The organism is Sphingomonas rustica, assembly GCF_039652585.1.
GTDB classification, from domain to species: domain Bacteria; phylum Pseudomonadota; class Alphaproteobacteria; order Sphingomonadales; family Sphingomonadaceae; genus Sphingomonas; species Sphingomonas rustica.
This window is the reverse complement of sequence record NZ_JBDIZK010000002.1, coordinates 467,822-491,971: the sequence shown is the minus strand read 5'-3', so window position 1 is coordinate 491,971 and position 24,150 is coordinate 467,822. Positions and strand designations below refer to the sequence as shown.

Annotated in this window: 19 protein-coding genes; 2 read left to right on the top strand and 17 right to left on the bottom strand. The window is 65.9% G+C overall.

Annotated elements, in window-relative coordinates; all coding sequences use genetic code 11:
• Nucleotides 1-23: 23 nt before the first annotated feature.
• Nucleotides 24-1,709 carry a serine hydrolase domain-containing protein gene (locus tag TPR58_RS05205; RefSeq protein WP_346245556.1) on the top strand — a complete coding sequence of 562 codons (1,686 nt, stop codon included), beginning with the start codon at nt 24-26 and terminating at the stop codon, nt 1,707-1,709.
• Here the strand turns inward: TPR58_RS05205 and TPR58_RS05200 are convergent.
• From TPR58_RS05200 to TPR58_RS05140, 13 genes are all read right to left on the bottom strand, one after another.
• Nucleotides 1,706-2,434: a phytanoyl-CoA dioxygenase family protein gene (locus TPR58_RS05200; RefSeq protein ID WP_346245555.1), complete on the bottom strand. Its 729-nt coding sequence runs from the start codon at nt 2,432-2,434 to the stop codon at nt 1,706-1,708. The genes TPR58_RS05205 and TPR58_RS05200 overlap by 4 nt on opposite strands.
• Nucleotides 2,431-3,858 (bottom strand): S41 family peptidase, encoded by a 1,428-nt coding sequence (locus tag TPR58_RS05195; protein ID WP_346245554.1) that lies wholly within the window; start codon nt 3,856-3,858, stop codon nt 2,431-2,433. Before TPR58_RS05195 ends, TPR58_RS05200 begins: the two co-directional genes overlap by 4 nt.
• 6 nt (nt 3,859-3,864) lie before the next feature.
• Nucleotides 3,865-7,035: a type 2 lanthipeptide synthetase LanM family protein gene (locus tag TPR58_RS05190; protein WP_346245553.1), complete on the bottom strand. Its 3,171-nt coding sequence runs from the start codon at nt 7,033-7,035 to the stop codon at nt 3,865-3,867.
• Nucleotides 7,020-8,189, bottom strand: coding sequence for a cupin domain-containing protein (locus TPR58_RS05185; protein ID WP_346245552.1), 1,170 nt, complete (start codon nt 8,187-8,189; stop codon nt 7,020-7,022). Before TPR58_RS05185 ends, TPR58_RS05190 begins: the two co-directional genes overlap by 16 nt.
• A 1-nt stretch (nt 8,190) precedes the next feature.
• Nucleotides 8,191-9,420 carry a cupin domain-containing protein gene (locus tag TPR58_RS05180; RefSeq protein ID WP_346245551.1) on the bottom strand — a complete coding sequence of 410 codons (1,230 nt, stop codon included), beginning with the start codon at nt 9,418-9,420 and terminating at the stop codon, nt 8,191-8,193.
• Nucleotides 9,417-10,280, bottom strand: a complete 864-nt coding sequence (locus TPR58_RS05175; protein ID WP_346245550.1) for a phytanoyl-CoA dioxygenase family protein — start codon at nt 10,278-10,280, stop codon at nt 9,417-9,419. The genes TPR58_RS05180 and TPR58_RS05175 overlap by 4 nt, the downstream gene beginning before the upstream one ends.
• Complete coding sequence (locus TPR58_RS05170) at nt 10,277-11,074, bottom strand: phytanoyl-CoA dioxygenase family protein (protein WP_346245640.1); 798 nt, start codon at nt 11,072-11,074, stop codon at nt 10,277-10,279. Before TPR58_RS05170 ends, TPR58_RS05175 begins: the two co-directional genes overlap by 4 nt.
• A gap of 2 nt (nt 11,075-11,076) precedes the next feature.
• A complete protein-coding gene (locus TPR58_RS05165) occupies nt 11,077-12,159 on the bottom strand; it encodes a prenyltransferase/squalene oxidase repeat-containing protein (RefSeq protein WP_346245549.1) in 1,083 nt (360 codons plus the stop codon).
• On the bottom strand, nt 12,156-13,202 hold the full coding sequence (locus TPR58_RS05160) for a hypothetical protein (RefSeq protein ID WP_346245548.1): 1,047 nt from the start codon (nt 13,200-13,202) through the stop codon (nt 12,156-12,158). The genes TPR58_RS05165 and TPR58_RS05160 overlap by 4 nt, the downstream gene beginning before the upstream one ends.
• Nucleotides 13,181-14,497 (bottom strand): arginase family protein, encoded by a 1,317-nt coding sequence (locus TPR58_RS05155; protein WP_346245547.1) that lies wholly within the window; start codon nt 14,495-14,497, stop codon nt 13,181-13,183. The genes TPR58_RS05160 and TPR58_RS05155 overlap by 22 nt, the downstream gene beginning before the upstream one ends.
• Before the next feature lie 314 nt (nt 14,498-14,811).
• Entirely contained in the window at nt 14,812-15,087 is a 276-nt protein-coding gene (locus tag TPR58_RS05150; protein ID WP_346245546.1) for a PqqD family protein, read from the bottom strand.
• Nucleotides 15,084-15,983, bottom strand: a complete 900-nt coding sequence (locus tag TPR58_RS05145) for a sulfotransferase domain-containing protein (protein ID WP_346245545.1) — start codon at nt 15,981-15,983, stop codon at nt 15,084-15,086. The genes TPR58_RS05150 and TPR58_RS05145 overlap by 4 nt, the downstream gene beginning before the upstream one ends.
• Nucleotides 15,983-16,906 (bottom strand): hypothetical protein, encoded by a 924-nt coding sequence (locus tag TPR58_RS05140; RefSeq protein ID WP_346245544.1) that lies wholly within the window; start codon nt 16,904-16,906, stop codon nt 15,983-15,985. The genes TPR58_RS05145 and TPR58_RS05140 overlap by 1 nt, the downstream gene beginning before the upstream one ends.
• 391 nt (nt 16,907-17,297) lie before the next feature.
• Between TPR58_RS05140 and TPR58_RS05135 the strand changes: the two genes are divergently transcribed.
• Entirely contained in the window at nt 17,298-17,543 is a 246-nt protein-coding gene (locus TPR58_RS05135; protein ID WP_346245543.1) for a hypothetical protein, read from the top strand.
• A gap of 39 nt (nt 17,544-17,582) precedes the next feature.
• Here TPR58_RS05135 and TPR58_RS05130 read toward each other — a convergent pair whose 3' ends face one another.
• The 4 genes from TPR58_RS05130 to TPR58_RS05115 are packed head-to-tail and all read right to left on the bottom strand — an operon-like array spanning nt 17,583 to nt 24,149.
• Complete coding sequence (locus TPR58_RS05130) at nt 17,583-19,478, bottom strand: asparagine synthase-related protein (RefSeq protein ID WP_346245542.1); 1,896 nt, start codon at nt 19,476-19,478, stop codon at nt 17,583-17,585.
• Nucleotides 19,479-19,528: 50 nt separating this feature from the next.
• A complete protein-coding gene (locus tag TPR58_RS05125) occupies nt 19,529-20,719 on the bottom strand; it encodes a JmjC domain-containing protein (RefSeq protein WP_346245541.1) in 1,191 nt (396 codons plus the stop codon).
• 45 nt (nt 20,720-20,764) lie between these two features.
• Complete coding sequence (cobA, locus tag TPR58_RS05120; RefSeq protein WP_346245540.1) at nt 20,765-21,553, bottom strand: uroporphyrinogen-III C-methyltransferase; 789 nt, start codon at nt 21,551-21,553, stop codon at nt 20,765-20,767.
• A complete protein-coding gene (locus tag TPR58_RS05115) occupies nt 21,546-24,149 on the bottom strand; it encodes a molybdopterin-dependent oxidoreductase (RefSeq protein WP_346245539.1) in 2,604 nt (867 codons plus the stop codon). The genes cobA and TPR58_RS05115 overlap by 8 nt, the downstream gene beginning before the upstream one ends.
• Nucleotide 24,150: the final 1 nt, after the last annotated feature.

Genomic DNA, 24,150 nt, shown 5'->3' with positions numbered 1-24,150 from the left:
CCCCTGAACGACAGGGCCGACCCGTGACCGGAAGCGGTCAGCCGCATGCGGCACCGGACATGGCGCCGATGACGGAGCCGTCGCACGGCGCGCCGATTGCAGTGTCGAATATCGACGCGCTATTCGACTGGGTCAAAACGGACGGCCCGGGCTGCGCGGTCGGTATCTATCGCGGCGATGAGCCGGCGCTGATGCGCGCGTACGGGCTCGCGAACATCGAACAGCATGTCCCGATCACAGCGGACACTGTCTTCCACATCGCGTCTCTCTCCAAGCAGGTCACAGCATTCTGCGCCGGTCTTCTGGCGGAACGCGGTCTGCTCGATCTCGATGCGCGGCTCGGCGAGCTCCTGCCGGAGCTTCAGGCCGGTGGCGACATCCTATTGCGGCAGATCCTCCACCATGTCAGCGGCCTTCGCGACCAATGGGGTCTTCTGGACCTTGCCGGCTGGCGCCACGAGGACCTCAAGACGACCGGGGATATCGTTCGCCTGGCCACGCGCCAGCATTCCCTGAATTTCGCGCCGGGCTCGCGATTTCAGTATATCAACACCGGCTACACGCTGATCGGCACGATCATCGAACAGATTACCGGTCAGTCGCTTCGCGAGTTCGCGCAGGAACAGGTTTTCGATCCGCTGCGCATGAGCCGCACCCATTTCCACGACGAGTTCCACCGAATCGTGCCCGGCCGTGCCGATGCCTATGACGAGGACGACACCGGCGCGTTGCGCATCAACAACCCCGCCTATGGCACTGCGGGACCGACCGGCCTGTTCACCACGATAGCCGATTTCGCGGCCTGGGAACGTCACCTGGCCTCTCCGCAAATCTGCAGCGCCGATCTGATCGCCGAGATGCACCGGCCGGGCACGCTCGGCAACGGACAGTCGACGGGCTATGGCTATGGTCTGGCGCTGGGCACCTATCGCGGGTTGCGGATCGCGGAACATGCCGGCGGCGACGCGGCGTTTCGCGCGCACTTCATCCGCTTCCCCGATCATCGATTGGCGATCGCGATCTTCTGCAACACGCCCGCTGCGCCGCCTGGAAAGCTGGCGCGCGAGATCGCCGACCTGATCCTGTCGGATGCCTTCTCCGCCAGGGAAACCGAAAGCCATGTGACGGCTGCCCAGGCCAGCCGAGCGACCGGGATCACGGCCCCGGACGGTGACACGCTGCTGAACTATTGCGGGCGTTACCGCGAGCCCGGCGGCCACGATCTGGCCGACATTGCGTATCGTGACGGTCGCCTGTTCCTCGCCTCTCCCGGCGGGCCCGACTATGAGCTGATCCCGCTCGGGCAGGATCGCTTTGCCTTTGCCGGACTGGACGCAACCTGCCTGTTCGAGCCTATCCCGGACAAGCCGATGCGCTTCCGAACCTTCTATGGCGGGACCGAGACCGCGATGCTGGAGGCAGTCGCGGCGGAGGCAACCGAAACGTTGCCGCCGCACCAGGACTATTCGGGCCGCTATTTCAGCGAGGAACTGGACATCGCCTATGATGTCGTGGGCGATGGTCCGGCGCTCTTGCTGTCGCGCGGCAGGCGCGGCACCTACCCGCTCACGCCGCTTTCGATCGACCAGTTCGCCTGCCCGGGCGGACTGTCGATCCGCTTCCGCCGCGACGCCGACGGCGCCGTGGATTCGATGGAGGTGAGTACGGAACGGGTCTGGCACGTTCGGTTCCGGCGCAAATCCGATTAGCTCAGCGCGACCAGCGGACATCCGGGACCTTCGATGACATCGCCCTCCCGATACCCGTCATGATCCAGATAGGATGAGAGCCGGTTCCACCGCGCCGGCTCACGCCTCAATGAGTCGCGGGTCGCGAAGCGGGTGCCGTCGGGGATGAAGGACAGGCCGACCGCCTCGCGCGGCCGGTCACTGGTGTTCGCGCGCGAGGCGTGGAGCGTCCAGCCATCGTGAATGGCGACGTCGCCCGTTGCCATCGGGCACAGGCATTCGACAGACCAGTCCGTCGGTAGGGTTTCTTCCTCCCAGTCGATAAAGCCGGCCTGTTGCGACCCTGCAGCGTAGAGCATTGGCGCATTATCCTCCGCGACCCGGGTCAGCGGCAGCCACAGGGTCGTCATGGGCGCGTCGGCGACCGGGAAGAACCACAGATCCTGATGCCAGAACGTCGCAGGTGCTCCCGGCGGCTTGATATACACGGCCCCCGCAATCAGCCGGATTCGATCGGTCCCGAGAACCTCGGCCGCGACGCGCCCGAGAAAGGGCGAGGTCAGGATATTCAGGATGAGAGGATCGGCCCGGTCCGGCTGGAGAATGGCGGTGATCTCGTTGTCGCGCGCGGTGTTCGGAAGCCGCGACGCTGTTTCAATGATCGGGTCCCGCCATTCATCGATCAGTGCGGGGTCGATCGCGCCCCGCACCAGCGCCACCCCGGCCTGACGATATGCATCGGTCATGGACATGCCTCCATCCGCTGGACAATGACGTCGATAAGGTCGGAATCGCTCTCAAGCCGATCGCGGCGCGTCGGCAGGTGGATCAGGTCCGGAACGACGCCCTCGCACTCGATCAGCCGACCGGCATTCGCGCCGGTCCGGCGGCATCGCAGCACCGCCATGCGCAGCCGCGGGGCGTCGGCAGCCGGCGCCAGAAACGCGTCCCCGCTGAGCCGGTGGATCAGTTCATGCGACCAGGCAGAGCCGCCCCCGCCGCCGGTAGAGGGCGCGACGCCGATCACTGTCCCGATGCGATGATCCTGCACACCGGCGGCAAACATCTCCGCGGTACTGTAGGTCAGGGCATCGACCAGCACGATCAGCCGTCCGCGATAGGGTTTTAATCCAGTCTCGAAAGCAGCTTCCGCGGTCAGGGGGCGCCCAAGGGAATAGCCCCGTCCGGCGGCCGCCGCCGTCTCGACCGGACCGCGCCAGTCGGCCATGGCGGCACTCGCGCGGACCAGATCGCGCATCCATTCGGTGGCACGTAGTTCGAACTGGAGCGGTTCGATCGGTCGATCCGTGAAGAGGCGAAGCATCGCCTCCCCGGTCTGGACAAATCCCTCCTCACACCCGCGCAGGTCCAGGACTACGCCCAGGCTCGGCTGGTGCTCCAGCGCCGCGGCCAGCGCTGGCAAGAATGCGTCGGCCGGGACGCGGAGCGATGTGATCTTGATCCATCCGATCGGACCGGCCGATGTCGATACGCGTCGGACCCCGAGACCGGCGGCTGCGTCCTCGAAGTCGGGCTCGGGAGCGATGCACGCGGCGAGGTCCCGCCCGAGCTGCGCCATGTCCGCCATCCGCCATTCGAGGTGCACGCTCCCTCTGCTGCCGGTAAGCTTCACGGCTCCTTCGGGCGGCGGCAACAGCGCCAGCGGGCGGACGGTCAGCGTCTGCAAAGACTTTGCACGCCGCGCCGCCGGATTGGCACCGAGTTGCCCGGCCTCATGGGCTTCCACGATCTCGCTGACCGGTCGATCGTTCCACGTGTCCAGCCGGTCGCCCGGGCGCAGTCGCGGATCGGCCGAGCCGGTCACGATCATCTCGCACGCGCCGTCTTGCCAGCACTCCGCGACCGTCAGCGGGAGATAGGCAAACTGCCGATCCCAGGCCGGAGGCAAGATGCAGCGCGTGTGACGGTCGCCGAACCGCGCGAAAATCGCCATGAGGTCGCGGTAAAGGCCGGCCCTGTCGGCCGGTGGCGACGCGCGAAGCCTTTGCAGCGCGAACACCGGATCCACGCCGCGCGCCTCCCGCTGCCGCAGATGGACGTTGGCGCCCTCGAACAGGATCGCCGCCTGCTCCAGCAGTCGCAGATCGTCCGGCCCCACCGCGTGTGCATTTGCCTTCAACCAGGTGCCGACTGTGGTCGTGCTCCCCATGGAACGCTATTGCCAGCTCAGGACCGACGGCAGGCGCGGGTCGGCGGTTCGAAGCAGCTGGTATCCAATTCCCGACAGTCCCTGGAAGAAGGACGGGTCGAAGAACTCCTGCCCGGCGCGTCCCGTCAGGCGATAGCCGTTCGCGCTGCGCTTTCGGGCCAGCACCTGCGCCGCCCATTGCCGTGCGCGGGTGTCAGCTTCGGCATCGCTGTCGAGCGCGGCTTTCACGAGGAACAATTCGGCGCGGCCCAGCGCACCGCAGCACACCCCGTCGCGATCGCCGATCCCGTGGCGGGCAGTCGTCCGGAAGGCCGCCTCCAGATCGGCGCGGTCATATGCCGACAGGTCGCCGCCGCCGGCAGCACGCGCCAGCCCGATGCCTGGGGCACCGTGGCACCAGCTGTGCATGAAGCTGGCTGTTCCCTCCCCGCCCTGCCGGAAATCCGGCCAGTTGCCATGCTCCCGATCGAACACCGCACGCTCATAGGCAATTGCTTGCTCGGCCGCTCTCACGAAGCGCGCTTCCCCCGCCGCGATACCGAGTTGGGACAGCGCCGTCGCAATCCCGGCAGTCCCATGCGACAGGCCGGTGAGATGGCGTCCGCCGCCGGGCGGCCGCCAGGCAAGCCCGACATCGACCGTGTCGGCCCGCGCGATCAGATGGTTGCCGCATGCCACGGCCTTCGCCAGCACGTCGGCGCTGCCGCTGCGACGATACAGGCTCAGCAACCCAAGGGTCGCCCCGGCCGATCCGGCCATGACATCATAGGCGTCGTCGTCATCGATCCATTTCGGGGACAGCCCGCTGCTGAACGCGACCGCCTCGACGAGCAGGACCGGTTCGTCGAGCAGCTCGCCACACCAGGCAAGCGATGCGGCGAAAGACCCCACGCCGGTCGCGGCTCCAAGCGTATAGCCGTCGCGGACCATTCGCGAGGCATCGGCGGTTTTCAGATAGCGACGCAGCGGTGCCAAAGCCGCCAGCGCGAGATCGCGACCGCTCCCGGTCACCCGGTCGAGCGCGGCGAAAAACAGCGCCACGCCCGCGACGCCGGAGTAAAGGTCCATGCGCAGGGGCCGGAACTCGTGACGATTGGCGCCGGGCAGCAACTGCGGCGCAATCCAGGTGGCCCCGCCGTCGCTCGACATGATCGCCCTGGCCGCCAGTTCCGCGCCGATCACCTGCGCCTCGGCGATCAGTTCGTCCGAGCTGACCGGTGGCATGGTGTCCAGAGCCACCGCGGCTGCGATGGGTTCGTGCTGCATGACCGTCGAAGCGAGGTCCAGCGATGCTCGGATGAACTCGCTTTGCAGGCGAAGATCATCCTCGCTGAACGAGGCGACCCGACGCTGAACGCGCTCGATCGCCGATTCCTCGAAAAGATCGTCCAGGCAGACGCCGGTCGGAAGCCGCAGGGACCGTTCGTCGGCGCGAACGGTGAATTTGGGGATGTCGAGCCGGTCGAGCGACGCAGTCTCCGCGTCGAGGATCTGGCGGAATCGATCCTGCTTGTGCGAGTCGAGATAGAAGCGGCTGATCACGTCCATCTCGATGCTGCGTTCGACCCCGCTACGCATGTGACGCGGGGCGCCGAGCCGCTTGAGCACCAGCCCGTAGATGCGGGTCGCGTGAAACACGAAGCGGATCTCGCTGCCGGCAAAGCGCCGCGCGATTCCCTCCGGGCCGGCAAAGGCGGCCAGGTCCGACAGGATCAGCCGATAGATTTGGGTAAATCCGGCAATCACGTCCTCGACATGGTCGGCCACCCGTCCCGGCGCGCCACCCATAATCGGCAGGTGATCGCTGCGGTCGACCGAAATCGGCTCCTGCGCCAGAGTCATCGCGTCGCTATTGGCATCGCGCCAGACGCGCTTGACGTAGGAGGTTTCCTGGCCCGGTTCAGCGGCGAGCCCGCTGATATCGACGCAGTGCCCCGCCGGCCCCATCTCCCATGCCGGGAGAAAGCCGGCGCGGAACACCGAGTTGAACAACATGTCGTCGGCGATCATCTCGGCCGGCGACAGATCGGACCTGCCCCTGATCACCGGATGCATCAGGGTTTCCATATCGATCAGCAGCGGCCAGGCACCGCGCGCGACGATATTCTCGAAGAAGCAGTCCGACGCTTCCATGGCGTAGAGCATGGCGAGCAGCATCCCCGCCCGCCGGTAATAGCGCGTCAGGTCCGCCGCATCCGCGCAGGGTGCCGGTTCGGCAAATTCCACCCACCCGTGAAGCGGCCTGGCAAGAACGCGCAACAGCCCGAACTCACCGCCGCCGCGCGCATTCAATTCGGCAAGCAAATCGAACCAGGCCCGTTCGACGCCGATGTCGCGCGGTTTGTAGATCAGCCTTTGGCCTGATGCGAAGCTGAGCAAGGAGACGGTGCGCCCGCCATTGTGCCTGTCGGAGAGCGAACTGCGCACGGCGACGACCTTTTCGACCGTGCGTCCACCAGCGAATTCCTGCTCGAGCGCCTCCAGATCGGCTTGCAGCGCCCGGCCCAAGGCGAGGCTGTTATCGACGAAATCAGACAGCGTGACCGCCAGCAGCCGACCCAGTACCGGATAATCGAGCAGGAAGTCGTGCATCCCCCCCGCCAGCATGTCGGCGACGAACAAGTCATAGACGGTCGTCGCCCCCGGAACAGCGCCCCCCCTGGCCGAGCGCAAGGCCGAAAAGGCCAGGTAGAAGCTTGGCGCGGCGATATGGCTGAGTTCCTCGGCCAGGTCCGACAGCAGCGCCTCGATCGCTTCGGAGGTGAAACCGTTGTGGAGAGCAGGCGCGATCGCCTGGCGCGCCTGGCTGACAAAGGGTGCGATCAAGGCACCGAAGGGGCAGTCGGGTGCAGGCCCTGCCGAAGGCGCTTCAAGCGCATGTCCAAGCCATATCGACCATGGCGGCAGTTCGCCCGCGAAACGCACCTCCCCCAGCAGCGGCGCAACTTCGGCCGCGGACGTCCCGAGCCAGTCGAGCCGCCGATCGAATGCGCTCGGGTTGGTCACCGACAGCTTGGCGCGCCACCGCGAAAGCCGCTCGCTCGCCAGGTCAGCGGAGGCGGAGCCGATGACCGGCTCGAACTCGCCATGCACCCGCTCGGCGATCGTCGCCGACTCTTCGACGATGCGACGCAGATAGGCCTCGTCGGCCGCTCCCTTTCTCACGAGTGCTGGCACTCGAGCTCCAGCAGCCCGTCCCGATACAGTCGGGTCGCGAGCACCAGCGCCTCGCGCTCGCTGAGCCGCGGGTCGAGATCGCGGATCGCTACCGCGCCCCGCTGCGACAGCGTGCGCAGCGCCGCCCCGATCTTCGCGGGCCCGGCGATCTGTCCGCCGGAATAGCTCATTCCCGCGCGCCCCTCGCCCTCGAACACGTGGCAGAGCATATCGGCACGAAGCCGGACCACGGAATCCGCTGCCAGGTCAGGTCCCGCATCCAGAAATGCATCGCCCGGCGGGGGCGACTGGCTGACGAGCCAGTCCTGCGCCAACTGCCCAAGCGCACGGTCGGGATCGAGCAGCGCGGGAAGTGCCGCTGCAAGTTCCCTAAAGCCCGATTGAACGCCACTGCCATCGAGATAGCCGGGCGGGAGCGCCCCCCGCAGCCTGCTGTCCCCGCGCGAGGCCTTGATTGCGGCGGACATCAGGTCGAGCCAGGTCTTGGGGTGCACGCCAACGCTCAGATGCATGGACAGGCTGCGCGTGGTGCAGGCCGAATGGACGTGACCGCGCGGAATGTAGAGCAGACCGCCTGCGTCGAGATCACCTTCGAAGACCAGAGGCGGCGGCGGGTCGCCGACCGGCGCATGCTCGTCGGGCAAGGGACGATCCACGGCGGCTTCGCGGATCTGCCACGTCTTGCTTCCCGCCACCTGTAGGATGAACACATCCATGATGTCCCAGTGATGCGAGAATGCCCGCGCACCAGGTGGGGTCACGTAGAGGTTCACGTCGACCGGATGCTGCAACTGCGCCTGAAGTTCGCCGGCAAAACGCTCGACCGGCTCCCATAATTTATCGATCCCGTTGACGATCAGCGAATAGCCCTCGCCCAGCGCCGCCCGCACCGATGACGGCCGCGGAGTTCCGTCCGCATTGGTCCAGCGCCGGGCATAATGCTGGCTTTCCCTGACCAGCATCATGCCCTCGGGCGGCGACGGCTTCAGATAATGGAGCAGGCGCCCGACATCGCCGAGCGCAAAGAAATGCTGAAACCGCGACGGGTCGCCCGAAAGGACCAGTGACCTGCGCTCCCAATAGTCGTCGAGAAAGCTGCGTGCCGAAAGAGGGGCGACGAGGCGGTCGAGCAGGCTGTTTCGCGTCGCGAGCATGTCAGGCAAGCGTCAGCAGGCCGATGGCGACCAGTCGGCGCGCCAGCACCAGCCGCTCCCTGTCGCCCAGCCCGGGAAGATCGGCCGGCGTAAAGTCGTCGACCGACCGGACGAACGCCAGCGCCGGGCCGATCTTCGCCGGCCCGGCGATGCTGTTGCCGGAGAATTGCATGCCCGCGGTTCCCTCCACCTCGAACAGCCGGGACAGCGCGATCCGGCGTTTGCGAAGCCGGGTATCGAGCGCAATGTCCGCAAAGATCTTCGAGAAATGGCCGTCGGGAAGCGGCGGTTTCTGCACCGCGAGGTGCTCGACATGCTTGAAGACCGCATCGTCCAGCCGGCTGTCGCGGTGGAACCGCGCCTTGAACGCGTCGAACTGGCCGACAAGGATCTCGCGCGCCGCCGCATCCTCCAGAAAGCCGAGCGGGACCGACTGGCGAAAGCGCTTGTCTCGATCAGCCAGCGCCTCCAGTGCATCCGACATCAGGTCGAACCATGACCGGACATGAATCTCGAGCGTGATGTGCAGCGATGCGCCATCATCGGCAGAGACGCCTTCGTGGGGGAAGCCGCGCGGGATATACAGGACATCGCCCGGCGCCAGCGTGACCTCCAGGATCGGCTCTGCCAGCATCGCCCGTTCGACCGGACTGTAGGATCCCTCGACCTTGGGAAACTCCTGCAGCGGCGGATAGACCTTCCAGTGCTTCGACCCGTCGACCTGGACCAGAAAGCCTTCCTGGGTATCGAAATGCGGCTTCACCCCCGCGGTGTGCGGCGGGGTCATATAGACTGCCACGCCCACCGGATGATTGAGGTCCCCCTCCAGGTGGCGGCAATAGGTCGCAAGCGGCGGCCAGCTGTTTTCCAGCCCGCTGAGGATCACCGTGCTGCCCTTCAGATAACTCTGATAGACCAGATTGATGTTGGCGGTGCCGTCGGCGTTCAAGAAATTGTCGCGAACGAAACCATGGTCGGTCACCAGATCGATGCTGCCCGGACGCGGCCGCTGATAGTGGATCACCGCATCGACGTCGCGGCTGGAGAACAAGGCGCGGAAATGGCTCGGCGAACGGGCGCGCGACACGAAAGGCCGCTGCTCCCAATAGTCGGCGAGGAACTCGTTTCGCCGCAGCGGAAAGATCAGATCCTCGAACCGCAATGTGTCGGGATCGCGCGGCGCCGGGTCGATCATCGTGACGGCAGCCGTCTCGCTGGAGGCCATCGTCATCGCGAGAATACCAGCGGCGTCATGTCGCCAGCCGCGAGATCGCCGGGTTGCAGTCCGGGGAGCGACGTCTCGCGATTCTGCTTGCGGATCAACCGCGCGAAGAACTCTTGCGGCGGCGCGTCCCGGGTCATCGGGCGCTCCGCCGACAGCCGCGCCCCGTCGGCGAAGAAAACGATCACGATCGCCTCGCGCAGCTGGTCCGCCGTATTCGATCGCGATGAATGCATCGTCCAGGCCGAATGGACCGCGACGTCGCCGGCGCTCAGCCGCTGATAATTGTGAATGCCCAGGCCGCGCCCGCGCATTTCGGCCTCGAACGCATCCATCGACTCATCGTCGCCGTTGGACGGGCCGATAAAGCCATGATGATGGGATCCGGTGACGTAGCTCATCGGCGCCAGTTCGGGGACGATGTCGGTGAGCGGGATCCACATCGTCACGATCTGGTCGCTGTCGAGTGGCATGAAATAGGCGTCCTGATGCCAGGGCGTGTTGGCACCACCCGGCCCCTTGAAATAACTCTGGTCGCGGAACAGGCGGACGGCATCGACCCCCATCAGATCGGCTGCGATCTGACCCAGTCGCGGCGCGAGGATGAAGAGGCGGGCGATCGGATCGAGCGTCCACAGATTGTTGACGAACATCCAGTTCTTGCCGTTGCCCGCAACCTTCTGCTCCATCGAGTGATGGTCGGCGTTGGAACGTGCGACCGCGTCCTTCAGCGCGGGTCGGAAGGCCGCGATTTCCTCCCGCTCGAATACGCCGCTCAGCTTGAGATGACCGTCCCGGCGGAAGTCGGCGATCGTCTGCGTTGCGATCGCATAATGGCTGTCGAGCGATGGCAGATCGGCCAGCATCATGATCCATGATCCCTTTCGAATGGGGGCATGCCTCCATGGGCATAGACGAGTGGCACCGTGTCGCCGCGTGCCGGCGACCCCGGTTCGATCCCGGCCAGCGCCTCCGCCAGCAGGCTCGCCATCATCGGCGGTCCGCCATGTGCCGATCGGACGCGAGCGCCGTCGGGAAAATAGCTGATCGCCACGGCCTCGCGCGTGCGGCCCGAGCGATTGGGTTCCGATCGATGCGCCGTCCAGCCGCTGTGCAGCGAAAGGTCTCCGGGTTGCATCGGCGCGTTCACCGAAACGGGATAGCGCTGGTCGATCCCGGCAAGGTCGAGCGCGCCGTCATGGTGCGATCCGCTGGCGAAGATCAGCGGCCCCATCTCCGCGGTGACCGGCACCAGCGGAAGCCAGAGCGTCACGACCGCGTCGCACGTCAGCGGGATATAGCCCATGTCCTGGTGCCACGGCGTGGCCATGCCGCCGCCCGGCTTGTAGAACCCGTTGAAGTGCAACACCCGGACCGCCGCGACCCCGAGCGCGTCCGCGGCGATGCGACCCAGCACCGGTGAGCAGACCAGTTCACGGATCGAGGATGGCGCGGTGGCGAGGTCGAAGACCGTGCGCGTCGCGCTTGCGCCCAGCGAGCGCTCGAAGCCGTTGAGGCCTGCGTGGCGATCGCGCACATAAGCCCGGAACGGGCCCGCCGCGGCCTCCACCGTCTCGGCCGGCAGGGCAGCGCGTATCAGGCAATGCCCCTGCGCGGCGAAGTCCGACTGTTGCGGATCGGGCCTCGGGCGGACGGCAGCCATCGTCACGACACCTTCCCTCGGGCGATGGCGCGCAGCGCCCGCAACGCGGTCGCCGCGCTGAAGAGCCCGCGATGATCGGGACTGAAATTGGTGAAGGTCGCCGCCAGCACTTCGGCGGACGACGATGTGTCGGGCGGAAGACCTTCCCAGCGCGTCCAGGTCGCCTCTTCCGGTGGAACGATTGCATAGGGGGGGGGCACCCTGAGGCGAGCGGAGGGGCCCCACGATCCGGTTTCGCGTTGCCACTCGACCAGGCTGTCCGCCGCCCGCGCCAGCGCCTCGCGCGCATCGCGGTTCCGTGCAACATCGGCAAGCGCACGGGCGGCGCAGGCCAGCGCGAAGGTCGGGCGCACCCGCCCCTCGGCCGCAGCAAGGTGCAGGACACGGCGCGTCAGCCACGTGGCGGCGAGATCGATCGCATCACGGCTCCGGGAATCGTCGGGCCCGATGCGCGACAAGGCGCGCACGGCCTCGCCGGTCGCATATTCACGATCGAACCAGAAATAACCCGACCAACCGCCATCCTCATCCTGTTGCGACACAAGATAGTCGATGAGCCCGGCAGGCCGCCGCGACAGATTGGCTCCGGCCGCCGACACGCAGACATGCGACCTGACCCAGCCATCGAACGGCACGAAGGCGGGCATCCCGGTATAGTCGCGGATCGGCCCGGCCTCGGCATAAGTGCTGAGCCCGCCATCCTTTCGGATATGGCGGTCAAGAAACGCATAGGCGCGTTCGGCGACGGGCATCGTCGCCTCGTCGATCGCCTCCGCGAACCTCAGTCCCCACAAGGTGCTATCGGCATCGCCGGGGACGTTCGCGTTGTAGCTCCATCCGCCAAGCGGGGTTTCGGCAGATTGCAGAAACCGCCACGCCCGACGCGCGGCCGGCCACGGGCGATCCGGGCCCTCCCCCTCGATCAGCGCTTCACCGACATAGCCGGTCACCCACCCGTCGCTCAGCCCCGCCGGCAGCAGGAAATCGCGCCAGCCGCCATTGGCATCCTGCGCAGACAGGAGAAAATCCTGGGCCCGCGCAATAGCGGCGTCGAGCCGTGCGGACGCGGCGAGCAGTAGCGTCATGGCTGGGCAGCCTCGCGCAGGGCGATCCCGAAATAGGCCTTCGCGATCGCCGAGCCATCGGCCGCCTGAACGACCTTGATATGGCTGAGCCCGCGCAGCAGCAGCGTCGGCATGTCATCAAGGATCACCTGTTGGTGGCCCGTCCAGCCCAGCAGCGCATCTCGCTTCGCCTCGCGCAGCAGGCCTGCCTCCGTCAGCACCTGCCACAAGCCCTGCCAGCGCGGCTCGCGATGGGGCTGGCGCGACCAGCTTCCCGACCGGAAATTCGGCTCGATCCCGATATGGGGAAAGACCTGGGCGGCCACGTCGAAATGCAGCCCGACAAAATCGCAGTGCGGCCGAAATGCGCCGATCAGCCGTTCCAGCCCTGCCCGGTCCCCGGTCCATCCGATCGCGTCGAGATAGCCCGGCAAGGCGTCGATCGGCAGGTCGAAGATGCAGAGCCGTACCGCCTGGATCGGCCGGCTGAGCATCAGCCCGATCTGGAAATCGACCGTCCCCGGCGGACAGGCGTGGAAACAGCGATCCAGGCTGTCCCGCAGCGGTGCCGAGTAATTTCCGCCGAACAGCATCGGGAAGACACTATCCTGCATCCACCGCCACGGCCGATCGGCCTGCTCGTCATCGGGCCAATAGCCGAACAGAAGGTTGGGCGACGGCTCGACCGCGCTTGCATCGAACTCCAGCCAGGTGGCCGGCGCGTCGGCGAACGGATCGCGGTGGGTCTCTTCCCACAACCGGTAGAAGCGGCCGATGCGTCGCCACAATTCGGTGTCCGGGCCGATCGCGTCGCGTGCCAGCGCCCGCGCACCCGATGGCGACAGGTTGAGGGCGCAATCGGTCGAACTGCTGGCCACATCGCCGAGGCGGGATTCGAAACCGAAGAAATCGACCGCGTCGGATGGGAACAGCGCCGCGACCCGGCGCGTGTGATCCAGGCTCTGCCGCGACATCAGCACATCGGGCAGAAACGGCGCCACTTGGTCGAGCGCGCCGGCCAGCGTGCGATTTCGGGCGAGGGTCAGTGGCTCGAGCCGGTCCAAATGCCCAGTCCATCCAGTTGAGGTTGGCGACGCGCGGCCGACGCCGGATCCACCGGAGCCCGCAATGAGGTCGAGACGGGTTGGGTGTAGGCGCCCAGCGGCTCAAACGGCCTGTTGCCCAACAACAGCTGCCGAACGAGCCGCGCAGCACAGCCGGCGGCGCCGTTGAAGGCGCCCGAGGCCTGACCTACTTCAACGATGTCCCAGCCGACCAGTTCGAATTCGCGGGCGGCATAATCGACCAGATCGAGCGCCTGATGATAGCTTAGCCCACCCGGCAACGGCGTGCCGGTTTCGGGCGCCTGGATCGGATCGATGCAGTCGATGTCGAACGTCAGATAATAGGGAATGTCGCGCGGCAGCCCGGCCAACGCTGCCTCGGGTTCCATTCGCTGAAGCTCCCGCGCGCTGAAGAAGCTCACGCGCGAGTCGTCCTGCAGCCGATGTGCCGAGGCCGCCTCGAAGACGCGCAGTCCCAACTGGCGGATCGCCTTCAACATCGGAGACCCCAGCGACCGATGAAAGACATTGGCGTGGGTAAAATAATCGAACTGCGGTCCAGCCGGCGGCCACAGATCGTGATGGGCATCGAAATGCAGGATGCCGAGGGCAGGCCAGTGCCGCAGATGCGCCTCCAGCGCGAACGCCGTGCAGGAATGGTCGCCGCCGAGCATGCCGGGAACCGCACCGCTTCCCAGGATCATCTCGGACAGCAGCGTGATCCTCGGACCGTAGGTGGCCATCCCTTCTCCCGCCAGTCCGGCGACCGACCCGAGATCAGCGATCGACGGCGGCGGCCCGGAATATTGGCGGCGCATCTCGAAATCGAGATAGACAGTGCCCGCTGCGGTGCCCGCGGCTGCAAACGGCAGCTGCATCTGCTTCCGGATCTCCATCGGTCCGCAACGTGCCCCGCCCCGTCCCGTCGAGGCAACATCGACGGGCGCGCCGAAAATCACGGTGTCGGCCCTAACCTCCTGCGCGAGCAGCTCCGAGACGCGCGTGGCGCTGCCGATCGGACCAACCTCGGCCGTCACGAGTTGATCGACATCGATCAGAAACGCATGGCTGATCGCGGTCGGAACATTCTGGGGCGAGGCGCCAGGTCTGGTGAGCCAGCTGCGCAGCGTCCGAGGCTCCCGGAAATATTCCAGGAGCTCGAGGATCTCGGGTCCGCACCGCTTTGCAGTACCCGCTGCAACATTACTGATCGACACGGTTTCGCCGCACATTTCCACGCGCAGCATCGGAACGGTGACGAAGATCCGGTCGAGCATCTCCGCCGCACTCATCATGCGACGCCGCCCCCGAGGCGGCCAAGCCTTCCAGAAAAGGTTTCAGATCTGGAAGAAGCACAGATCGCCGAGACCGCCGCCATCTTCGACACGTCCATAAATAGGCTGCAACTATACCCCGAGAACACATCCGCCGACGCATTCTGAATATTGATCGAGGGTGAGGCAGATGCTTGGACGAGTCAACGACAGCGCAGACCGATCCACGGCCCGCAGGATCTTTTTTTAAGCCGATTTGGCCTGATGTGAGGCGATGGCAGTCATGATCGCGATGCCGGGATCATTTGGGCCGGCACCGGACGAGAACGCAACAGTCAGTCGCGCGCTTCCGGAACCTCGACCAGCACTCCGCGCTGCAGGGCGGTTTCGACGAACGCATCGACATCGGCGGTTGCCTGGTCGCGGGTCACCTCGAACTGGGCGACGAGTTCGTCGATCAGCGCCGGTACCGTCTTCGGTGCCTCGAGCAATTCCCAGATGGCGGCACCACTCGGGTTCAGCCCGACATACTCGCCGCGGTCGATATTGAGCATCAGGACTTCGTCACCGACATGAGAAACCAGCCAGCCGGTCTGTTGTGCCAAGATCATGAATGTTCCTTTGCATAATGAAGTTCGTACCCCAGGCGTCGCATGACCGGAGCATGGGCAGCCTCGATCGCACGGACCTGCTGCTCGCTGAGTTCGTCGCGCCAGCCTCCGACGCGCCCGCTTCTGAAGAAGCGAGCGGTATCGTTTCCGAAGACCGGAGCCTCGCGAAATCCTTCCCGATCCTCCTGGGCACGCAAGGTGCCGAAGTCCGCAAAGGCAGCAGACCGCGCCACCTCCGCCTCGTCAATGGCGATCCCGCAAAATTCGAGTGCCTCCATGAGTGCACGTTCGGTATTCGCGTGAAGTTCTTCGTAACGCAGCAGATGGACCGGGAGGTCGCTCTGGTCGAGCCAGCTCCGGGCATGGTCGCCCCAGTCAAGCAGGGTCTGCCGCAGCTGGTTGCGCTGGCCGTCGGTTGCCTCGCACAGCGCCGCATCGGGACGAGACATGAACCGAATCGCCTGGTCGACATCTCGCCCGAGATGATTGGCGAGCGATGTCGCGACATCGCGCGGGTCGCGCACGATCAGGATCGCCCCGGCGATCGACGCACCGCCGCGCATCAGGGGAATACCGTCGGCGACATGCACATAGGCGTCATGCGCCTTGCAAAAGCTGACGTCGCCAAGGGGGCTCGACTCCAGCTGCCCATCCTCCTCGATCATCTCGTCGGAGGCGTAGACGAGCGGGCGCAGGGCATCGCATTCCGCATGGGTCAGCAGCCCGGATGGCAAATGAAGCGCCGTCTCGAACCAACCCCGCGCACTGGCAATACCGGTACGGCTTCCGCCAAAGCCGTTGATGCTCACAGGCTCTTCACGACCGATATTGGCGAGCAGAAGCCGTAGCCACGTGTTTCCCGACTTGGGATAGGAGGCGAGCCAATAGCGCTTCATCAGGCGGCCTGGAGCAGTCCCGAACGCACCCATTCGGCTTCCAGCCGGTCGAGCGTCACCGGCATCGACGCAAAGTCCATCGCGCGCACCAATTCGCCGACGACCGCCTGGCGGAGGAGGCGGACGCTCATCTCGAAATAGAGTTGCTGCTGACCCATCAGTCGCGTCAACATCGGGCGATAGGCGTTGCGCCGCAACGCCCGGGCGGCGTCCACCACGTTCAACTTCTCGATCGTTGCGCTGTCCGGGCGGCGATCCTCCCGCAAGGCATAGACGGCGCTGATCGGGAGTGGCTCACCATTGGCGCTTGCCAGACGCGGAGCGACATAGAATTTGCTGAGCGCAGGACGGATCGGCTGGCCCACCCGGTCACCCGCCGCCAGATGATCGACGGCCTGCTCCCACAACTTGTGCTGACGGCCATCGGGGTACAGCAGCACCTGATCGCCCAGGGTGCGGACCGCACAGAAATCGTCATTGACCAGCGGGTAACCGCGTTCGACGAGCGCCGCCGCGATGGTCGACTTCCCCGCGCCCGACGGGCCGCAGAAGAGGACGGCACCCTGCCCGACCTGTACCGCGCTGGCATGAAGCACGACATCGCCGCGCTGGTGGAGAAGTGCGCCGAGGCCGGTAGACGCAACGAATGCAGCAGCATCCGCTGCCGTCCCGCCGAGCAGATGGTAATCGATGGTCCGTCCGCCCCGAACGAGCATATCGACGATGCCCGGCACCTTCAGGCGATACTGGTCCTGCCCCAACGTCCAGTTCGGGCCCCGGTGCGTGACGTCGGTGACCTCGGGCAACTCCGATTGGAGGGAGATGATGGCATCGAGCACTCCCACGGGGCCGACCGATGGGGGGCTGAACGCCGGCAGCAGAAGATCGCTTTCGACCGCCAGTCCGCAAACAAGATACTGCACCACTTACCCACCCAGACTTGAAAGCCTACCCCAATAGCCTCCCGGCACTGTCGATCGTCCCACGGCAGTCGGATCCACCGACGCACCGAGCCTCCGACGTGCCCATCCGGCGACGAACGCACTGCTCGTTGTCCACCTCGATTGATGAGTCAAGCGACTGCCGGGCCCCGATCGCCAGACCCGGAAACTCGGCTGGCGTTCGCTTGGGCCTGGCTAACTCCAATGTACTCAAAATGGCGATTCTATCGGAGTAACGTCCCGAGGCCTTTTCTTTCGCTGGAACCAAAGCGCATCCTGCTCGATGTTGATCGGCCAAACGGAAACAGGTAACATTACTTAGGTCGCAACCTCCTGATGGACTAATCGATCGGCCCGTACTGCTCGAAGGAACATGGGCAAGGTTGCAGCACAGGTTATTGACGAAATGATCATGACCGGGCAACCGCCGGTCGGTTCAAGTAAACAGGGGATCGTAATGAGTGACATTTCGAACCGCGACGTCAGCTCGGAATCGCGCGAAGGCGCGCGTCGGGTCTGGGTCGCACCGCAGATCATCACCTCGGCTGCGGCGGACACCGCTGCAAACCAGCTGCCGACCTTCCTCGAGTCCACGGTTCCGACCGACCGGCCTTCCTGATTGTCGAAGCCCGGGCTGAACTGATCGTCGTCGCGACGGTCAGTTCAGCCCGCGGAACCATGCAATATAGCGCGCGGTGAGATACATGCGCGCGATGACGGCAAGTTGAATGCCGTCGGCCGTCTCGACGCGGTCGGGCGCCAGATCCTCCACAAGTCGATCGATCCGGAGATGCGAGCTGAGCTCGGGCCGGTCCTGCCAGCGAATCAGATCCTCGCGCATTGCCGATGCGGCACCGCGGATCATTCGTTCACTTCCAGGCAACAGCATTTCCTGTCCAGGCGGCCGAGTCGCGAACTCCGGCGGCAGAATGTCGGCGAGCGCCGCTCTGGCAAGCGCGCGATAGCGGCCGTTCACCCTCTGCACGCTGTCCGGCACCGCGAGCCCGAATTCGATAAGGCGCCGGTCGAGCATCGGCCGAACCAATTCCAGCCCCTGCGCAGCTGCCTCGTTGGCGTTGTTCTGGCGCGCGCGGGACCGCAGCAGTTCGAGGGTGCGCAGCCGAGCGCCCAGATCGCCCACGATAACCTGCTTGGGAAGCTGGACGTCTCCTGCCTCGACGAACGCCTCTAGCTGTTCCGAAACACAATATCGCGATGTCCAGTGGACGCCGTCAACGCCCGGGCGGCCACGGACAAGTCGCCGGAGCCATTGCGGCAACATCACCCCGATCGCCAGCCGGAGTGCACCGACATGCGCGCTCCGCGCCTCGATCCTCGCCTCACGCCAGAATCGCCCCCATCGACGGGCTCGCCACAAGCTGGCCAGCGCGGAGCGGATGCGCGGGTTGACCGTCTCGTCACCCCCGATGCCGTCGAACGCGGTACGCGCGCCGCGGCTTCGCAGATCGCGGTACATCTCGTCGAAGACGAAGCCGAGCTGCAGCGGGACATCGTCGCCGACATGTTCTGCCGTGCCCGCCGCCTTCAGGAAGTCCTCGTCCGACTGGACCCACCAACTGTGATCGAGATGCGGCATATGGTCGAGGCACCATTGCGCGCCCCGCCGCGCATCCGAGTCGCGATGCGACGCATCGCGTTCATCGGGCGCCATCGCCGATGTAATCGTCAGTATCCTGTGACCGGTCCCGGCCATGCCCTGCCCCGCAATACCGGCGATGATGGCGCTGTCGAAGCCGCCGCTGAGCAACAGGCCGGGCGGATCGAGCAGCCTGCGCAGGCGGCAATCGATGGCTTCGATCAGCAGCCTTCGGTAGGTCTCATGATAGTAAGCGGCATCGCGACCGACATGTTCGGATGCAGCATGCGGCTCCCAATAGACGGTGTCTTCGACCACGCCGTCGAGCGACACGAAGCGGATCGTGCCCCCCCTGATCGTCGTCAGTCCCGTCACCGGGGAACTGTTCTCACCGGTCCGGAAGTCCCGGACGATAGCCCGCATCAGACGGACGTCATCGAGTTTGCGCGGCACATCGACAAGGGTCATCAGCGCCTTCGCTTCGGTTGCGAACGCGGCGAAACCATCACCCTGATACCAGTAGAGCCCACGCATGCCGATGGGATCGCGTCCCAGGCACAGCCGTTGCCGCGCATCGTCCCAGATGGCGAACATGAAATCGCCGAGCAGATGGTCGGCGCATTCCGAGCCCCATTCACGATAGGCCGCAAGGATCAGGTCGCTGTCGGCCATCCGCTCCAGCCGATCGGGCGCGATGTCGAGCGTCTCTGCCAGCGCGTCGCGGTTGTCGATCCGCGCATCCGCGACGAGAACCAACCCATCCTGCTCGATCGGCTGCCATTCGAACCGGTCTTCACGGGTGACTCGCATCAGGCAGTGACCCAGGCCGGCCGGGCCGATGTTCAGGTGACGAATGCCGTCGGGACCACGCGTGCGCATCGCCGCGCCCATCCGCTTCAGCGTGTCATCCGTAACCTGCTTGCCGTCGAACCGGATGATTCCGAAAATCGCGCTCATTTACCCCTGCATAGTCTTCACATACCGACGACGAAGATCGCCCATATCTCTCAATCGGTAGTGGCAACCAGGCCAGACTGAAGCAATATATCCACCGCTGATATGAATTCCGCCGAAGCGGCATCCAGGCCGGTGGCAAGCGCGAGGTCGGCAAGCCGCGCCCGGTCTTGCTCTCCGAGCAGCGCGAGAATCCTGCGAGCTGCTTGCGACAGCCGATACTGTTTCGACCCCAGCGTCACGGCCAGGTCGCCGGGTTCATCGCCTTTCAAGTCCACACGCCGACGCAATGCTGTGGTCAGGCATGCGGACCCGTTCAAGGTCGATACCCGAGCGAGGTTCACTACCGGTCTTGGCTCCCTGCGCATCACCTGATGCTGGAGGAACTGCTCGATCGACGCATCGTCGACAAGCTCGTGAATCGCCGCCTTGATCGTCTTCTCCCGCACCGAGCGATCGTCCGGCGTCAGCGTCGTGCCGAGATCGCGTCGCAGCGCCTCGATCTCGCCGGCTCGTCCGCTGAGCCAGGTGAGGAAATCCGCCCCGGTGGGCTCGGTCAGCCCGAAGGTCAGATGCACCGACGGCGCGGTCTCCGGGCGGGTGGAATGGACCTCCCCGCGCGGCAGGAACAGAAGGTCGCCGGCGCCGATCACCGCTTCCCAGACCGGCTCGGGCGCGGCCGAGACCTGCGCTCCGACCAGCGGATATGGGTGGGTGGTGCCGTGACTATACCACCGCTTCGCACCCTGGCACTGCAGCACCAGCACGTCGTGACCGTCATAGTGCGGACGAAAGGCCGCCTTGTCGCCGATCGTGATATAGGCGTTCACGCCGCAGCGAACGCCAAGGTCCCGCTCGATCGCAGCCGCGAGTTCGCCGATCTGCGGCACGATCGCGCCAATGTCGGCGATGGACAGCGTCGCGCCCTGCTTGAGAAACGACTGAAGCGCATCGGTGCGAAGGCCGTTGCCGTCGACATATAGAGACTGCATCGCCTCGGCGCCGTTTACCAGCACGCGCAGCTGCTGCACCGGAACGGCACCGCTGCCGAACATGCGGTCTAGCGAAAGAAGCGGCAGCAACGCGTTCGCCTCCACTGTTTCGATCGCTTCCGGGCAGTGCCAGCGGGTCTTGTCGGAGAGCGCGGTCCGGAAACCGGCTTCACCGGGGCCCAGCAGCGACGAGAGCGTTCGAATCGGCATTGGCGGCAGTTTCCGGAAGATCAGACCCCGTGCCTTCTTCACGCCTGGGCCCCGCCGGGCAAGACCAACTATGGGATCGGCGAGCTCCTACAGCGCCGGGTTCGCCGAGCAGGCGCGGCGAGACGCAGCACCGACAGGCGCAGTCGACTGCGCCACCGCGTCCCCGATCAGCAGCAGCGTGGGATCGCCATTGGCAAAGGACGCCACGGCAAGGTGGAGCAGGTCGAGCCGGGTAAAGAGCAGGCGCTCGTCCGGGAGGCTGACATTGGCGGCGATCAGCACCGGCGTATCGGCCGGCATGCCCTGCCCCATCAGGCCGCGCGCGACGTCGCGTGCGACTTCCCGACCCATATAGACTGCCAGCGTCGCGCCCGGATCGGCGAGTGAGGCCCAGTCGAGATCGAGCGGTTCGCCGGCGCGGGCATGTGCGGTGATGAACTGCAGCCGCCGTGCCATGCCGCGCAAGGTCAGCGAAACCCCGGCATTGGCGGCCAGCGCGCTTGCGGCGGTGATGCCCGGACAGACACGGACCGAGATGCCATGAGCGCGAAGATGCGCCATCTCTTCGGCAGACCTGGCGAAAACCGAGGGATCGCCCCCCTTCAGCCGAACGACGCGCTCTCCGTTGCGAGCCGCGGCGAGCAGGAGGTCGTTGATGCTCTCCTGAGCCCTGGAGTGCCTGCCCGACCGTTTTCCGACCGGCACCCGCCGCACGGAGTCCGGTATCAGGTCCAGCACCGCCGGACCGACGAGTGCGTCGTAGAAGATGACGGTCGCCGATTCGATCAGCCGTTCCGCCTTTCGCGTCAGTAGATCGGGATCGCCGGGACCGGCGCCGACCAGCCAGACTTCACCCGGTGCAATCAGATCAACCATGAACCGCTTCCTTGTGGTCGGCGAGCAGGCGCTGGATCGCGGGGCGGCACGAGCCGCAATTGGTCCCCGCGGACAATGCCCCTCCGACCGCCTCGACGCTCGTCAGCCGTTGCTCCGCGATCGTCGCGAGGATCGTCTTCAACCCGACATCGAAACACACGCAAACGATCGGGCCGCGATCAGGCGCGGGCCTGGCGGGGCGGCCGGCGAGCAATTCGATCGCAGACGCCGCAGCAGCGTCGTCGAGTTGGGCGATGAGCCAGTCGCGCGAGGGCAGATCGCCGCGCGAGCAATAGAGAGCCGCGACAAGCCGTCCATCGACGACCACCGCGTGGCGGCTCTGTCCGCGCACCGCATCGATTGCCTCGATGCGTTCGCCGTGCGGCAGCAATTGCCGTATCAGCCGGGCGGGGTCTCCCTCCCCCGCAAGTTCCACCAACCACCCGTTCGCCACCCGGACACGCGTCGCCCAGAGCGCATCGATGCTGCCGGGTTCCTCACGACTGACCAGGAAAGCACGCCAGGCAATCTCGACGCGGCACGCCGCTGCCGGGGTCGACTTGAACCCGGGCTGTCCCGAATGCGGATCGACGAGCGGGCGCGGTAACAGGCCCGTCCGACCGCCGGTCGACTGTCGATCGGTCCAGTGGATCGGGGTGAAGATCTCGCCGCGGCGCTGATCGGTGTTCAGCGTTGCGCGAAACACGCTCTCGCCCTGCGGCGTCGAGATGCGGGCAAGGTCGCCCTCGCCGATGCCCCGCGGCGCCGCATCCTCCGGGTGGATCTCGACCAGCGGCTCGCGACGGTGCGTGCCCAGCTTGGGCGAAAGGCCGGTGCGGGTCATGCTGTGCCATTGATCGCGATATCGTCCGGTGTTGAGCGTCAGCGGCCATTTGGCCAGCGGCGCCGCCAGCGTCATCTGCATAACCGGAACCAGACGCGCCCGACCGTTCGGCGTTGGAAAACGCCCGTCGGCGAACGGCTTTTCGCCCCAGCGCAACGGCCCCATCGCGTCATAGTCGGCATTTCCGATCGCCGAGTGATGCCCGATGTCGAACAGCCGTGCGCCGTCATTCCCATAGGTCGAGAGCCGGGCATGTTCGCGATAGATGTCGGCCGGGCGGCTATAGGCGAACTCGCCGACCCAGCCCATGCGCCGGCCGACCTCCTTGATGATCCACCAGTCGGGCTTCGCTTCGCCCGGCAGGTCGAACAGGCGGCGCTGGCGGCTGATCGTCCGCTCCGAATTGGTGACCGTGCCGTCCTTCTCGCCCCAGCCCGCCGCTGGAAGCTTCACATGGGCGAAGCGGCCGGTGTCGGTGTCGGAAATGCAGTCCGATACGACCACGAACGGACAGGCGGCCAGTGCGTCACGCACCGCGCCGGCGTCGGGCATCGATACTGCCGGGTTGGTGGCCATCACCCACAGTGCCTTGATGCGCCCCTCCGCGATGCTGCGGAACAGGTCGACCGCCTTGAGGCCGGGCTTCGACGCAACGCGATCGCTACCCCAGAAGCGAGCGACCCTGGCGACGTTTTCCGGTGCGAAGTCCATGTGCGCCGCCAGCGTGGACGCCAGCCCGCCCACTTCCCGGCCGCCCATGGCGTTAGGCTGACCGGTGATCGAGAAGGGCGCTGCCCCGGGCTTGCCGATACGGCCGGTCGCCAGATGGACGTTGAGGATCGCATTGACCTGGTCGGTCCCGCGCAGCGACTGGTTCACCCCTTGGCTGAACATCGTCACGGTGCGCGGATTGGCAGCGAACAGGTCGAAGAAGCGCCTGAGGTCGGCAGGCGGAACATCGCAGGTCCGCGCCACCGACCACAGGTCGCCCCCCTCTCCCACCTTGCCCCAGAAGTCGTCGGGGACGTCGACGCTTCGGGACAGGTAAGTCTCGTCGATCAGGCGTTCGGTGCGGCAATGCGCGAGCAGGCCATTGAACAGCGCGACATCGGTGCCCGGCCGGATCGCCAGGTGGAGGTCTGCGTCGGCGCAGGTCTCCGTCCGGCGCGGGTCGATCACCACCAGTTTCGCGCCGCGCTCCGCCCTGGCCGCCATGATCCGCTGATAGACGACCGGATGGCACCATGCGGTGTTGGACCCGACGAGCACGACGAGGTCGGTCTCGTCGAGATCGTCATAGCTGGCAGGCACCACATCCTCACCAAAAGCGCGCTGATGCCCGGCAACCGCGCTCGACATGCACAGGCGCGAGTTGGTGTCGATATTGGCCGAGCCGATGAAGCCCTTCATCAGCTTGTTGGCAACGTAATAGTCCTCGGTCAGCAACTGGCCCGAGACGTAGAAAGCGACGCTGTTGGGCCCGTAACGCGCGATCGTGTCACGAAACCGCTTCGCCACCAGATCGAGCGCCTTGTCCCAACTCGCCCGCCGCCCGTTGATCTCGGGATGAAGCAGCCGGCCCTCGAGACTGGTGGTCTCGCCCAGATGCGTCCCCTTCGAGCACAGCCGGCCATGGTTTGCGGGATGCTCCGTGTCGCCGGCGATCGTGACGCTGCGCTCGCCAGTGACGGTCGCGGCGATGCCGCAGCCGACGCCGCAATAAGCGCAGGTCGTGCGGATCGCCGCGCCCATC

Bases quoted from the DNA above. Each gene is read 5' to 3' on its own strand.
- TPR58_RS05200 (WP_346245555.1), bottom strand. From the start codon at position 2,434: ATGACCGATGCATATCGTCAGGCCGGGGTGGCGCTGGTGCGGGGCGCG.
- TPR58_RS05195 (WP_346245554.1), bottom strand. From the start codon at position 3,858: ATGGGGAGCACGACCACAGTCGGCACCTGGTTGAAGGCAAATGCACAC.
- TPR58_RS05185 (WP_346245552.1), bottom strand. From the start codon at position 8,189: ATGCTCGCGACGCGAAACAGCCTGCTCGACCGCCTCGTCGCCCCTCTT.
- TPR58_RS05180 (WP_346245551.1), bottom strand. From the start codon at position 9,420: ATGACGATGGCCTCCAGCGAGACGGCTGCCGTCACGATGATCGACCCG.
- TPR58_RS05175 (WP_346245550.1), bottom strand. From the start codon at position 10,280: ATGATGCTGGCCGATCTGCCATCGCTCGACAGCCATTATGCGATCGCA.
- TPR58_RS05170 (WP_346245640.1), bottom strand. From the start codon at position 11,074: ATGGCTGCCGTCCGCCCGAGGCCCGATCCGCAACAGTCGGACTTCGCC.
- TPR58_RS05165 (WP_346245549.1), bottom strand. From the start codon at position 12,159: ATGACGCTACTGCTCGCCGCGTCCGCACGGCTCGACGCCGCTATTGCG.
- TPR58_RS05155 (WP_346245547.1), bottom strand. From the start codon at position 14,497: ATGATGAGTGCGGCGGAGATGCTCGACCGGATCTTCGTCACCGTTCCG.
- TPR58_RS05150 (WP_346245546.1), bottom strand. From the start codon at position 15,087: ATGATCTTGGCACAACAGACCGGCTGGCTGGTTTCTCATGTCGGTGAC.
- TPR58_RS05145 (WP_346245545.1), bottom strand. From the start codon at position 15,983: ATGAAGCGCTATTGGCTCGCCTCCTATCCCAAGTCGGGAAACACGTGG.
- TPR58_RS05135 (WP_346245543.1), top strand. From the start codon at position 17,298: ATGGGCAAGGTTGCAGCACAGGTTATTGACGAAATGATCATGACCGGG.
- TPR58_RS05130 (WP_346245542.1), bottom strand. From the start codon at position 19,478: ATGAGCGCGATTTTCGGAATCATCCGGTTCGACGGCAAGCAGGTTACG.
- cobA (WP_346245540.1), bottom strand. From the start codon at position 21,553: ATGGTTGATCTGATTGCACCGGGTGAAGTCTGGCTGGTCGGCGCCGGT.
- TPR58_RS05115 (WP_346245539.1), bottom strand. From the start codon at position 24,149: ATGGGCGCGGCGATCCGCACGACCTGCGCTTATTGCGGCGTCGGCTGC.